This is a genomic window from Nostoc sp. 'Peltigera membranacea cyanobiont' 210A (assembly GCF_002246015.1).
GTDB lineage: Bacteria > Cyanobacteriota > Cyanobacteriia > Cyanobacteriales > Nostocaceae > Nostoc.
In genome coordinates this window covers 62,159-75,899 of the sequence record NZ_NOLJ01000008.1, presented here as the reverse complement: position 1 = coordinate 75,899, position 13,741 = coordinate 62,159, and the positions used below count along the sequence as shown (strand labels likewise).

Annotated in this window: 11 protein-coding genes; 7 read left to right on the top strand and 4 right to left on the bottom strand. The window is 40.3% G+C overall.

The window, feature by feature from the left end; genetic code table 11:
• Window position 1 precedes the first annotated feature (1 nt).
• The 4 genes from CDG76_RS24840 (at window position 2) to CDG76_RS24825 (ending at window position 4,732) form a co-directional block, all read left to right on the top strand.
• Window positions 2–2,317, top strand: coding sequence for a WD40 repeat domain-containing protein (locus CDG76_RS24840; protein WP_094351575.1), 2,316 nt, complete (start codon window positions 2–4; stop codon window positions 2,315–2,317).
• 3 nt (window positions 2,318–2,320) lie between these two features.
• Entirely contained in the window at window positions 2,321–3,445 is a 1,125-nt protein-coding gene (locus CDG76_RS24835) for an AAA family ATPase (protein ID WP_094351574.1), read from the top strand.
• A gap of 65 nt (window positions 3,446–3,510) precedes the next feature.
• Complete coding sequence (locus CDG76_RS24830) at window positions 3,511–3,780, top strand: YciI family protein (protein WP_094351573.1); 270 nt, start codon at window positions 3,511–3,513, stop codon at window positions 3,778–3,780.
• Window positions 3,781–3,937: 157 nt separating this feature from the next.
• Window positions 3,938–4,732 (top strand): Tab2/Atab2 family RNA-binding protein, encoded by a 795-nt coding sequence (locus tag CDG76_RS24825; protein WP_094351572.1) that lies wholly within the window; start codon window positions 3,938–3,940, stop codon window positions 4,730–4,732.
• Between the two features lie 135 nt (window positions 4,733–4,867).
• On the opposite strand, the gene CDG76_RS24820 is transcribed toward CDG76_RS24825, so the two are convergent.
• Complete coding sequence (locus CDG76_RS24820; RefSeq protein WP_094351571.1) at window positions 4,868–5,767, bottom strand: aspartoacylase; 900 nt, start codon at window positions 5,765–5,767, stop codon at window positions 4,868–4,870.
• 199 nt (window positions 5,768–5,966) lie between these two features.
• Between CDG76_RS24820 and CDG76_RS24815 the strand changes: the two genes are divergently transcribed.
• Together CDG76_RS24815 and CDG76_RS24810 are read left to right on the top strand one after the other, a co-directional pair.
• The gene (locus CDG76_RS24815) at window positions 5,967–7,217 is read left to right on the top strand and encodes an AGE family epimerase/isomerase (RefSeq protein ID WP_223265370.1); all 1,251 of its coding nucleotides are present in this window, start codon (window positions 5,967–5,969) and stop codon (window positions 7,215–7,217) included.
• Window positions 7,218–7,273: 56 nt separating this feature from the next.
• Window positions 7,274–7,861, top strand: coding sequence for a Uma2 family endonuclease (locus CDG76_RS24810; RefSeq protein WP_094351570.1), 588 nt, complete (start codon window positions 7,274–7,276; stop codon window positions 7,859–7,861).
• 185 nt (window positions 7,862–8,046) lie between these two features.
• Here the strand turns inward: CDG76_RS24810 and CDG76_RS24805 are convergent, their stop codons facing one another.
• From CDG76_RS24805 to CDG76_RS24795, 3 genes are all read right to left on the bottom strand, one after another.
• The gene (locus tag CDG76_RS24805) at window positions 8,047–9,375 is read right to left on the bottom strand and encodes an ATP-binding protein (RefSeq protein WP_094351569.1); all 1,329 of its coding nucleotides are present in this window, start codon (window positions 9,373–9,375) and stop codon (window positions 8,047–8,049) included.
• Between the two features lie 94 nt (window positions 9,376–9,469).
• Window positions 9,470–10,804 (bottom strand): tellurite resistance TerB C-terminal domain-containing protein, encoded by a 1,335-nt coding sequence (locus tag CDG76_RS24800; protein WP_223265369.1) that lies wholly within the window; start codon window positions 10,802–10,804, stop codon window positions 9,470–9,472.
• Between the two features lie 223 nt (window positions 10,805–11,027).
• Window positions 11,028–12,377 carry an ATP-binding protein gene (locus CDG76_RS24795; RefSeq protein WP_094351567.1) on the bottom strand — a complete coding sequence of 450 codons (1,350 nt, stop codon included), beginning with the start codon at window positions 12,375–12,377 and terminating at the stop codon, window positions 11,028–11,030.
• Between the two features lie 87 nt (window positions 12,378–12,464).
• On the opposite strand from CDG76_RS24795, the gene CDG76_RS24790 reads away from it, so the two are divergent.
• A complete protein-coding gene (locus CDG76_RS24790) occupies window positions 12,465–12,785 on the top strand; it encodes a TMEM14 family protein (protein WP_094351566.1) in 321 nt (106 codons plus the stop codon).
• Window positions 12,786–13,741: the final 956 nt, after the last annotated feature.

The following is a 13,741-nucleotide window of genomic DNA, read 5'->3' as shown; positions in this document are numbered from 1 at the left end:
AATGGGCGGACTTGCCAATAAAATAGCCTTAAAAACTGATGAATTTCAAAGTTTATTTCTAGGGCAGTTTCCTGAAAAACAATTAAAGGTAGGGAACTCAGAAACTTATTATCGAACTCTCACGGATTTTGATTTTATTTCTTTAAAAATTCAATATCCGAAATTTGGAATAGAAGCCCTAATTAGGGATTATGCCTTAATTGAAGAGCCGGAAATATTACAGAAGTTAGAAGAAGACGAAAAACTAGAAACCGAACAAGTCAAAATCCTCAAATTAATTCAACGTGCGCTACAGTTATCAGCCCATGTTTTGAATCAAGATCCTAATCAATTAGTAGGACAATTATGGGGAAGGTTGCAGAGTTTTCCCCAGCCAGAAATTCAGACAATATTGTCAGATGCAGCACAAAGTAAAAGTGAAATTCCTCGATTTCGCCCCATTACAGCCAGTTTAACCACTCCAGGGGGAAACCTAATACGCACCCTGACTGGTCATAACCGCCCGGTATATGCAGTAGCGATCGCCCCAGATGGAAAAACAGCCGTTTCTGCTTCAGAGGATTACGCCCTGAAACAGTGGGATCTAGAGACAGGAAAGGAAATCTCTACCCTGACTGGTCATAACCGCCCGGTATATGCAGTAGCGATCGCCCCAGATGGAAAAACAGCCGTTTCTGGTTCACATGACAAGACCCTGAAAGTGTGGGATTTGCAGACAGGAAAGGAAATCTCTACCCTGACTGGTCATAACAGCCATGTAATAGCAGTAGCAATCGCCCCAGATGGAAAAACAGCCGTTTCTGTTTCTGGTTCAAATGACAACGCCCTAAAACAGTGGGATCTAGAGACAGGAAAGGAAATCTCTACCCTGACTGGTCATAACCGCCTGGTATATCCAGTAGCGATCACCCCAGATGGAAAAACAGCCGTTTCTGCTTCAGAGGATAAGACCCTGAAAGTGTGGGATTGGCAGACAGGAAAGGAAATCTCTACCCTGACTGGTCATAACGACAGTGTATATGCAGTAGCGATCGCCCCAGATGGAAAAACAGCCGTTTCTGCTTCAGAGGATAAGACCCTGAAAGTGTGGGATTTGCAGACAGGAAAGAAAATCTCTACCCTGACTGGTCACAACTCCTGGGTAAGTGCAGTAGCGATCGCCCCAGATGGAAAAACAGCCGTTTCTGCTTCATCTGACAACACCCTGAAACAGTGGGATCTAGAGACAGGAAAGGAAATCTCTACCCTGACTGGTCATAACGACAGTGTATATGCAGTAGCGATCGCCCCAGATGGAAAAACAGCCGTTTCTGCTTCATCTGACAACACCCTGAAACAGTGGGATCTAGAGACAGGAAAGGAAATCTCTATCCTGACTGATCATAACTCGAGTGTAATAGCAGTAGCGATCGCCCCAGATGGAAAAACAGCCGTTTCTGCTTCAAATGACAACACCCTGAAAGTGTGGGATTTGCAGACAGGAAAGGAAATCTCTACCCTGACTGGTCATAACGACAGTGTATATGCAGTAGCGATCGCCCCAGATGGAAAAACAGCCGTTTCTGCTTTAAATGACAAGACCCTGAAACAGTGGGATCTAGAGACAAGAAAGGAAATCTCTACCCTGACTGGTCATAACTCCTGGCTAAGAGCAGTAGCGATCGCCCCAGATGGAAAAACAGCCGTTTCTGCTTCAGAGGACAAGACCCTGAAACAGTGGGATCTAGAGACAGGAAAGGAAATCTTTACCCTGACTCTGACTTTCTGGGTAAATACAGTAGCGATCGCCCCAGATGGAAAAACAGCCGTTTCTGATTCATCTGACGACACCCTGAAAGTGTGGGATTTGCAGACAGGAAAGGAAATCTCTACCCTGACTGGTCATAACCGCCCGGTATATGCAGTAGCGATCGCCCCAGATGGAAAAACAGCCGTTTCTGCTTCAGAGGACAAGACCCTGAAAGTGTGGGATTTGCACACAGGTAAGGAAATAGAAGAAATAAAGAAAAATCTTTTCAAGTATGCCATTTACATTTTCAAGCAACGATTTAATTTACTAAGAATAAAGGAAATCTCTACCCTGACTGGTCATAACGACTCGGTAAGAGCAGTAGCGATCGCCTCAGATGGAAAAACAGCCGTTTCTGCTTCAGAGGACAACACCCTGAAAGTGTGGGATTTGCAGACAGGAAAGGAAATCTCTACTTTTATTGGTGATAGTCCTATAATTTGCTGTGCAGTTTCCCCAGATGGATTGACAATTGTAGCAGGAGAACCATCAGGGCGTGTTCATTTTCTCCGTTTAGAAGGGGGTTAAAAAATGAAACCGATCATTGAAAATCCTATCAATATCCCCAGATATCCCCTAGAATTTCAGCAAATCATTACCGCTAAAAATCAAAACTTTGTCGGTCGTGAATTTGTCTTTGCTGCTATCAACAAATTTCTCAATCAATCTGACCGGGGCTACTTTACTATTATCGGCGATCCTGGCATTGGTAAAAGTGCCATTCTTGCCCATTATGTAAGTCAAAATCCGGGAGTTGTTTATTACAATGTCGAAATTACTGGTAAAAATCGCGTTGAGGAATTTCTGACGACGATTTGCACTCAATTAATAGAAATCGCCCAAAATCAAGGTATTAAAAATCTCACCGCTAACTTTCCTGACTCTACCACAGAAGACAGTGGTTTTTTATCGTTGTTACTGCAACAAATCAGCAATAGATTGCAACCAAAACAACGCTTAATTATTACTATAGATGGCTGCGATAGAATTGATATCAACAATCAACCACGCGGCTCAAACATATTCTATTTACCCCGTTATCTACCCGAAAAAGTTTATTTTATCCTTAGCCGTCGTCCTTTTTTGGCAGATAAATCAGGTTTATTAATTGAAACACCAGCCCAATCTTTAGATTTATCAAATTACCCTGAACAAAATCGCGCTGATATCCAGAAATATATTAAAACTTATTTAAATGAATTATCTCATTCTGTAGAAGCTTCTGCGGCTACCCACAGGGTGCGTAGCCTGAGCGAAAAGAAGAATCCCGGAGGTGTTTTGCTCAAGATGACACAAGGTTTTGATGATGAAACGAATTTTATGTATGTTAAAGAAATATTAGCAGCTATTAATGAGGATATTTACCCCCAAAATTTACAGATATATTACCAAAATCATTTAGAAAAAATGAATTTAGCAACCCGTAAACAGCAACCAATGGCTTTGCAGGTGTTAAATATCTTAGTTCAAGAGCAATCAATATCAATAGAAGCGATCGCTGAAAGATTAGATACAGATGAATATGAAATCAAGGTAATTTTAGACAAATGGCGAGAGTTTTTACATTTAGAATCAATAGCAGCAGAAATACATTATAGTATTTATCATGCTAATTTTCGTGATTGGTTGAGGCAACGAATTGAGTCTAAAGTTTGAGTTAAAAGGGCGCTTAGAAACCGCCAGAGTAATATTTTATTAACCAGTAGGAGTAACAAGCAATTATGACTAAATATGTACTTTGGGGTACTTACTGTGAAGACGTTCTCGAAAAACGCACCCCTCACCGTCAAGCTCATTTAGACGGATTAGCAAAACAGAAAGAATCCGGTGTGCTGATTACCATTGGCCCCACCAAAGATGTCACAAAAGTTTTTGGGATTTACGAAGCTGAAGACGAAGCTACTGTCCGCCAGTTGATTGAAAATGACCCTTACTGGAAAAATGGGATTTGGACTGAATATTCTGTCAAAGAATGGATTCAAGCTCTTTAAGGACTTCCAGCTAAAAAACATCCCATCCCTGCGGGGCGCAAAGCGCCCCTAAGAATTGTGTGTAATCCAGGCAATTGAAAACTGCTACAAGTAATCTCATGGCCCAAAGGGAGTAATCTGAATAGAAAAGGCAATTAACGCTTTTGGTTTCAAATAAATGAAAATTTGGCAGGTTGATTTTTATCGTCGTCCCTCACAAGATGCATCTGGACAAATTTTATGGGATTTGTTGATTTGTGACGCAACTCGCAGCTTTGAGTATGAAGCCACCTGTCTCCAGTCAGCAGCAAATTCTAATTGGGTTACTACTCAACTTGAGCTAGCCGCAGGTGAAAAATTGCCAGATGTGATTCAGGTGTTTCGTCCGCAGTCACTAAGTTTAATTGAGGCGGCTGGACGCAATTTAAGTATTAATGTCGAACCTACCCGCCACACCTTGGCGTTAAAGCAGTGGTTACAAGAAAAGCAATATCCCTCAACGCTGGATAAACCACCCCCAGCACCATTACCAGAAAATCTCTGGGGAGAACAATGGCGTTTTGCAAGTTTAGCTGCTAGTGATGTAGAAACGAGATTTAGCGATCGCCCCATTCCCATTTTGCACATCCCAGAACATCTCAAACCAATCAATTTGGGTTTAGCATCAACAGTTCCTGTTCCTGGGGTAGTAATTTATGGGGGACGGCAATCAATGCGTATAGCACGGTGGTTGCAGCAAGCCCGTGCCGTCAGCTTGAACTACATTTCTGGCGCACCGGATGGCTTAATATTAGAAGCTAGCTTGGTAGATAGATGGATTGTTGCCACATTTGAAGATCCAGAAGTTACCACAGCAGCCCAAGCATTTGAACAACGCAAGCAGCAAAGCCGAGGATTGCATTTTTTGTTAGTTCAACCCGATGATTCTGGTATGACTTATAGCGGCTTTTGGTTATTGCGAGCAGAAAATTGATATTAATTGCCAAAAATATTTGTCTGCTTAATTTTTATAGCTAAAGAAATCGACTAATTTGTAGTTCTGGGATTTGTGGTTTAGGGGTTTAGGGAATAAAAATAGAGATAAAACTGAGGCGAAGGTGATGAAAAATTAAACTATTTCTTCCTGCTTTTGACTTAAATACATCGCAATTCCTTTCTCGTAGTAAGCTGCTTCATTAATAAAAATAGGATAAACAGTAGACGCTCCTTCATAGAAAATATCTTTTCCTTCAAAAGTCAGAAACATTGGATCGCCTGGATGCAAAGGTTCATAATCCCTAAACTGAAGCTGGGGGTGAATCATGGCTTGAATTTCCCCGCGTAGGCGCAGCCCACCGTAGGCATCGCTTCTAGGATAATCGACAGTTCCAATGTATTTATAAAGTGTAAGGTGATTGCTTGTCTGCGGAATATTCCCTTGATTGCACCCTTCAAAATAATCTAAAACTGCATAAATAAGCTGTTCTGTTTCTTGAAATAATTCGGCGTTTAAAACATTTTGAGCCACAGCCCCAACTTCTATAACAAAACCCAATTCGCACAAAGAACGGAGAAAACCATTTTCTTTGGATTCCTGATTAATACAGACTTTCACTAAAGGATTAATAGAACTTAAATAAGCGCCTAAGCGCAGTAATAAAGGATGCATATCACAAAAAATCAGACTTAACCCCATATTGGCAGTTGTGCTATGCAAATCAACAATTACATCTACAAAGGGCTGATTTCGCGGTTGCAGTATCTGTTGGATTGCTTTCGCCCGCGTATCTTCATAACTTGAGAGTTGGGGATTTTGTAAGCCTTGATTAGTGAAACAACGATTTAAATCTTTTTCAATGTATCGTTTGCCTTCTTCAATAGCTTTGAGATTACCAAGTAATGCCAGAGTTTCAAAACTTGCCCTGTTAATTAAATTAGGATATTGCTGAAACTTTTTGACTAAATGTACTCCTGTTAACTCATTACCGTGATTTCCTCCAACGATCGCAACTCGTTCAATCTGACTCATAACAACCTCATATCTAAAAAACTACCCTACAGTTATTGAGAATTGGTGCAAGATACAAGATAGAAGTATACCTGCTGCTGACTAAATCTTGTAAAAGACAGACGCGATGTCTACGACGGGCTACGCCTACGCTCCATGTTCGAGTCAAAATATGATAACTGTTAAACTGTTGGTTTTGGTATAAAAGGGGAGCAAATTTATGGAGAAGGACTTTCAAGCGATGCCTCCAGCGGTCACTGAGCGACTTGCCTTGAGCGAAGTCGAAAGGAGCCGAAGTGCGGGCTACGCCTACGCTAAACTTTACAAAAACGCCCTCCTCAACGACGTACTCCCCTTTTGGGAAAAATATTCTCTCGATTGGCAGCAAGGCGGCTATTTCACCTGCCTTGATCGCGAAGGCAAAATTTATGATACAGACAAATTCATCTGGCTACAAAACCGCCAAGTGTGGACTTTTTCCATGCTTTACAACCAGCTAGAAAAGCGCGAAAATTGGCTAAAAATTGCCAGCAACGGCGCTAATTTTCTCGCCCAACATGGTAGAGATAGCGATGGTAACTGGTACTTTGCCCTCACCCGTGAAGGGAAACCATTGGTTCACCCTTACAACATCTTTTCTGATTGCTTTGCGGCGATGGCATTTAGTAAATATGCACTCGCTGGCGGCGAAGAATGGGCAAAGGATGTAGCTATACAAGCTTACAACAACGTATTACGCCGCAAAGATAACCCCAAGGGCAAATATAATAAAACCTATCCCGGCACACGCCCGATGAAATCATTGGCTGTACCAATGATTTTAGCCAACCTGACTCTAGAAATGGAATGGTTGCTGCCAAAAGAAACACTAGAGAATGTCCTAGCTGAGACAGTCCGCGAAGTGATGACCGATTTTCTCGACCAAGAACGGGGACTAATGTACGAAAACGTTGCCCCTGACGGTTCCCACATCGATTGTTTTGAGGGGCGGTTGATTAACCCAGGTCACGGTATCGAAGCTATGTGGTTCATTATGGACATCGCGCGTCGCCAAAACGATACCAAAACTATTAACCAAGCCGTTGATGTGGTGCTAAACATCCTGAATTTTGCTTGGGATAACGAGTATGGCGGATTGTATTACTTTATGGATGCAGCAGGTCATCCCCCACAACAATTGGAATGGGATCAAAAGCTGTGGTGGGTTCACCTAGAGTCTTTGGTTGCATTAGCGATGGGTTATCGCCTGACAGGGCGTGAGGTCTGTTGGGAATGGTATCAAAAGATGCACGATTACACCTGGTCACACTTTGCTGATTCAGAATACGGTGAGTGGTTTGGCTATCTGAATCGGCGTGGAGAAGTATTGTTGAACCTCAAAGGCGGCAAATGGAAAGGATGTTTTCACGTACCGCGTGCATTGTACCTTTGTTGGCAGCAATTTGAGTCATTGCAACGCCTGCGGCAGTAAACAACGCAGTCAGTTTAATCTCTGTTAGTGTACAAATAGTATTGGAAAGATGTCTCATGAATGCTGTGACACCTAAACGATTTGCGATCGCAGAATACCATCAATTGATTGAACTCGGATTTCTGACAGAGGGCGATCGTATTGAATTGATTCGAGGGGAACTGATTCAAATGACAGCAAAGGGAACACCTCATACAGTTTGTAGTTCTATCCTGTGCCGTCAATTGGCTCGGCTTCTAGGCGATCGAGCAGTCATCCGCGGACAAGATCCGATCACCCTTCCTAATCAAAGTGAGCCTGAACCGGATGTTGTAATTGCAAAAGGAAGAGATGAAGATTATCTTGCTCATCATCCCTATCCAGAAGATATTTTGTTAGTAATTGAAATTTCGGATAAAACTATAGATTACGATCAAACAATCAAGTTGTCATTGTATGCAGAAGCTGGAATTTCTTATTACTGGATTGTAAATTTGCCGGCTCGTCAACTTGAGCGTCATAGTGAGCCATATCAAAATGCTCAAAATAAGTTTAGCTATCTCAGCAAGCAGATTTCTCTATCTAACCAGTCAGCGGCGATTCCTGGATTTGAAGATGCATTATTAGACTTGAGCCGATTGTTTCCAAAGGATGCTAGTGAATGATTTTGTTGGTGCGATCGTCTATGCTGTAAGTAAGCATTTTTCAGTTTTCTAATACATAACTACAAACTTTGGTTTGAGCCTGTATTTGAAATTTTGGTTTCAACTTCACCACTATTTCCACATCACAACCTAAAGCATCTTATGAACTTAGGATTGGCTAGGCTTACCAATTACTAGAGAGTAAACTACAAACTAAATTCCGCTGCGCCATCTTCATCCACATCTGCATCCTTAGCCACACCAGTAGGTTTAAATTTAGAACCATGAATTAATTCACCAAACACAATTCCTGGATTTTGGTGAAGAATATTCAGCACACTCATAAAATCTCGCACAATTTCCCCTGGTGTCATTAATGCTTCTGCACCCAAGCGATTAATAATTTCTTGTACAAACTCCTTCAACTCACGATTTGTCAAAGTCTGTTCATACCCAAAATTTAGTGCATGAATCTCAGCTAAACGTTGCAGAAGCGTCAATATTTCTGCTTCACTCAACGGGTTCAACCGAATCACTGGCCCTAAATGTTCCTGAACATTAGCTTGTGCAACAAAACGACTTTCTTTTGTGCGTCTTTGCCAAGCTTGGTCTGCAAAAAGTCCGCGTTTGGGGTCTTCTAAAAATTTAGTTGTTCCACCAACAACAATACCAAGATGTTCTGCTTTGCACTGCATGGTATCGTTAAACATTGCGAGGAGTCGATTATAATTCTTTTCCCGCGTGACTGTAGTAGATATTTGATATAAATGTACAGCTTCATCAAGTATAATTAACAATCCTTTATAGCCAATCTCAGCGACAAATTTAGCAAATAGTTTTATATAGTCATACCAACTATCATCATCAATAATGACGCGCACTCCTAAAGCTGCTTTTGCCTCAACTTTAGTAGTAAATTCTCCCCGCAACCAGCGCATCGCCGCATTTTTTAAATTATCATCATCCAATCGGTAGCCACGCCAATAAGCGATAATCACGCTACCAAAATCAAAACCGTGAACTAAATCTTCAATATACTGAACTACTTCCCTAATTTTCGATTCAACTTTGTCATCAAAACCATCGTCATTCGGACGCATTCCAGTTTCTTTAACTACTTCTTGTTGAATTTTATTAATCCATCCTTCTAAAATCGAAACTAAAGCACCACCATCAGGACGAGTTTTTGTAGCTAGATGGCTCATTAATTCTCGATAGGTAGCTACACCTTCATGGTTGCTTCCAGCTAATCGCCGCTCAGGCGATAAATCAGCATCAGCTACTACAAAACCTTGCTCCATAGCGCGGTTGCGAATTAGTTGTAATAAAAAACTTTTACCAGAACCGTAGTTACCAATTATGAAGCGAAATGCTGCGACACCTTCTGCAATATCATCGAGATTTTGTAATAGGCTTTTTAGTTCTTTTTCTCGACCTACTGCGATATATTCAACTCCCATTCTTGGTACTACCCCCGCACCAAGGGAATTGATTAAAGCAGTGGATATTTTCTTCGAGATTTTGAGCTTTGCCATGTATTACACTTCACTTTATTCTAAACGCAGAAGCACGCAGTAAGTAGGTAAGGTACATCACCTTACTACTAAATCTTACGACGGCAATAACAATTTAATTTGACGAAGTATGTCTAGCCATCAGGCCTTCATACATCGCAATAATTTTTTTGACATCTGTTATATACTCCTGATAAACTTTAGGACTTTCGGAATCAGAATTAATTATTAATTCCCCAATAGTATCATTTGCCTGTTCATTTATAGAATCGATTAATAAATTTGGCATAGTGATATTTGCTTCGGCAATTTTTTTAATAGTACTATTGGGATTATCTTGTTCAACTATAGCTTTTAATACTTGTAACTCATGTCCTGGAAGATTTTCGAGAAAATTATTCCATTCTTCGGGAATATTCTCCGATGTCTCAAATTTCGAGTTTTTAATAATATCTGAAGATGCAATTATTTCAGAAAATGGAAACAATTCAATATCATCTTCTTGGGAATTGTCCGACAAAGGCTCTGGATTCAATGTTTCTACTTGTTGTAGTAATTCCCATACTTGATTTTGTAATGAGTCTCGTTCTTCTTGCAATAATGAAACTTGTCCTTGTAGCTGCTGTAATTCGGCTTTGTGTTCTGCTAGTTGGGTTTGTGAAGAATTAAGAATAGCTTGGATATTTTCTCTTTCGGTTTTCGTTGCAACAAGCAATTGATTGTTTTGGGTTGTCTCAACTTCTAGCTCTTGAATTGCAATTCGCAGTTCGTATAATTTTTCTTCTAATTGGGGTTTGAGTCTGCCTAAAAGAGTTAAATTACTTTCAACTTCTTGTTTATCGTGTTGTAGCTCGGAAATTTGACTTTGCAATTGGGTGATTTCAGCGCGAGCTACATTACAATTTGACTCTAAACGGCGCTTCTCTGCTGTGAGGATAGAAAAAGCATTGTTCAATTCAGTTTGATTGTTCTGCAAGTTATTAATTTCAGTTTGCAGTTTACTAATTTCTGTTTCTAATTGCTTCTTTTGTCCGGCAAATGTTCTTAATTCTCGATGTAGACTATCTCTTTGGCTACGGCTTTCTATGACTTGATTTTGCAGATGTTGTGATTCAGAATATAATAAATTATGATGTTCCTCAATTTGATTTATTTCTCTGACTACGCGAGCTTTTAATCCCTCCATATCTTTAATTCGCTTGCGGACAGAACCTAAAACATACATTTCATAATTTCTGCGCCGCTTGTCTATGAATAATGCTGTTGTATGGATAGTAACGGCAGTAATTACACCTGTGAGAAAGGCTTTATTAAAATCCCAGCTGGGGACAAGGCTAAGACCAAAACTCACACTAAAGGCAACTATCACTAGTATAAATCTATTGCTGATCGTTACTGATTGCATATTGCTGGTTTTTAGCGTAGTAAAATTATCTGAATAAGTAGTCATACTAATTTATAATTCGTAATTCGTAATTCGTAATTAAACAGCACATATACATAAAATACTTAATTTAAGTGGTTTGTAATTCATTCTTCTGTTTGGTTAGTCAAGATATTTTTCCCATACTTAGTATCATAATTGTTATGAAATATCTAATTTTAGTTAATATTGCATAACATTGTTCTGTAAGTTACAAAAAAGCGCAATCATCAATGAAACAATATTAGTGTTAAGTGTTGGATATGTTTTTATTTGCATGAAAAAGTGTTAAATCTGCTTTTAAAAAATCAACAAACTGCCGTGCTGTACGTCCAGAACGACCATTATGACGAGTTGCCCATTGTAATGCCTGAAATTCTAAATCTTCTTGGGTAATATTAATTTCAGCTTGTGCCACTAGATGTTGTACAATTTTTAAATAAGTTTTCTGATTGGCTGGTTCAAAAGTCAAGGTTAAACCAAAGCGATCGCTAAACGAAAGCTTCTCCTGCATCGTATCCCAGGCATGGATTTCTTCGTTATCCTTGGGAGTCGGTCTATCCACAAAAAACTCCCGAATCAGGTGGCGGCGATTGGAAGTAGCATACACAACTACATTTTGCGGCCGCGCGGTTAAATTACCTTCTAAAACTACCTTGAGAGCTTTAAAGGCATCATCATCTTCTTCAAATGAAAGGTCATCGACAAAGATAATAAATTTTTGTGATACACCTCGTAAATGTTCCACGATTTCTGGTAAGTCTTTTAAATCAGATTTTGCCACTTCTAATAAGCGGAGGCTGCGATTGCTATATTCATTCAACAAAGATTTCACTAAAGAAGATTTGCCAGAACCGCGACTACCGTAAAGTAATACGTGCAGTGCCATCTCTCCTGATAATAAAAACTCTGTATTTTTCAGCAAAGCATCTTTTTGAGATTCGTAACCGACAAGCGCACTCAGCTTAATTTGGTCAGAATACCGGATACCGATAAACTGCCCAGATTGCCATCGCAAAGCGCGATATTCTGCAAATAAACCAGAGCCACATTGCCGATAATAAGCTGCTAACTCTTCTACAGCATCACCCCAATTATCTAACTCTTGTAGATATGTAGTGAATTTTGTCTCTACTCCTAGCAATTCTTGCTCTTTATACCACACTACTGGCGAAATCGGCATGTGAGCTACGCCTTGTACCCACTCGCTCAAAGAAGCGCTGCTACACTCATATAGACTTTGCAATACTTGTAAATCATGCTGAACTGCTGTTACTAAAGCTGGGGGCAAATCTTCAAATTCTCGCACTCCCGCCAGCCTTGTAAAAGGATTCTCAGAAAAGAGAATTTGAGTAATTAAATAGTCTTCCCAGTTTTGATTTCTAGCAGCCAAAGCGTGAAAGTAACTGCCGTAGGCTTGGAGACAACCTCGTGCATCGGCTTCAGTGTAACGTATAGCTTGCAACAGTTCCAGAAATGCCATCCCCACTTCACCTTGTAGAACAGATTGGTACAGTAAAAGTGAGGCTGCTTGGCGCTGGAGATATTGAACCCTTGTATATGAGGAAGTACTTGCCATTGGCATCGCTAGATTATCCATTAATCAACTGTGTGGTATAGCTAAATAGCTATGGTAAATTGTCTGCTGACCCTGGCAGTAAAGTCAAAGTCTACATAGGTTTTAACAATGAATTTAGGTATAGTTGCTGCTTTTGCCTACGGCATATTAGCGATTGTTGGTGGCGTTATTGGCTACATACAAGCTACAAGTAAAGTTTCACTCGTAAGTGGTAGCATTAGCGGTTTATTACTAATACTTGCCGCTTACTTTCAACTCCAAGGACAAACTTGGGGTGCGATTTTAGCAGTGTTAGTTACTGCTGTTTTAGTAGTTGTTTTTACATTTAGATTGGCAAAAACACGTAAGTTTATGCCTGCGGGATTAATGACAATTTTGGGTATGCTGGCATTGGCGGTGATGGTGAATCAATTGGTGGCTTTAAGGTAGCATTAGTCTCTCAGCAATAACCACCCTCCTGTTTTTTTGGTATGGCATGACTTTCCCTGCTTTGAATTATATTAGTACATTTATATTACTGTGGGTTGTTATATCATGTCCGCTTAATTAGTTATGCTAACCACAGTCATTGCACCCCACCCCTTAATCCCCTCCCCGCAAGCGGGGAGGAGAGACAAAGCTACGCTTTGGTGGGGGTGGGGTTCTTCGGGTTTAATAAGCAATCAAGCGGACATGATACACCATTTCACAAAAAATATGATACAGATGCAAATGCCCAAACCTATGCTACGTCTTACTTTCTTAATTTTGAATTTTGTTAGCGCCGGCGGCAAGCGAGTCCGCGTACTCTTACAGAGAAGCAAGCTACGCGCAGCGTCTGTCTGCGACACGCTGCGCGAACGTAGAGAGCGTCATTTTGAATCTTTGAATTGGTATTACCCTTGCCTTTGAAAAATGCCCTGTTTCAAGCTTGACAAAAGTACACTTACATAAGATGCGCTCATGTAGGGTTTGTTTGCGATCGCCCATTGTCATCTACAATTTGTAGGTGACAAAAATAACGTGATAACAAGGTTTCCAGACACAAATTCTGAAAATTAAATCAAAAAATAATTATTAATTGCTAAAAAACTCCGGTTTTTTTGGCTTTGTGATGATAAATAAAAGTAATAGTGTTGAATGTCATGCTTCGTATCGCGAAGGATTACTCAAATTCTTCGCTGCTTTGAGGATGACTACTGAACATCAAACAACATCTGCTACCAATCAGTTTTTTGCTGGGGATGCTTCTTTGCCACAAAAAAGGCTTTACCACAAAACTTACTCTAGATGTATCTAAGTAACTATGCTGATAAAGTGTAAAGATGTTACGGTATCTGGGAGCCAATTTTAAAGGAATTGCAAAGGAATTGGTGCCATTTTGGCAGGTTTTACTCCCAAATATG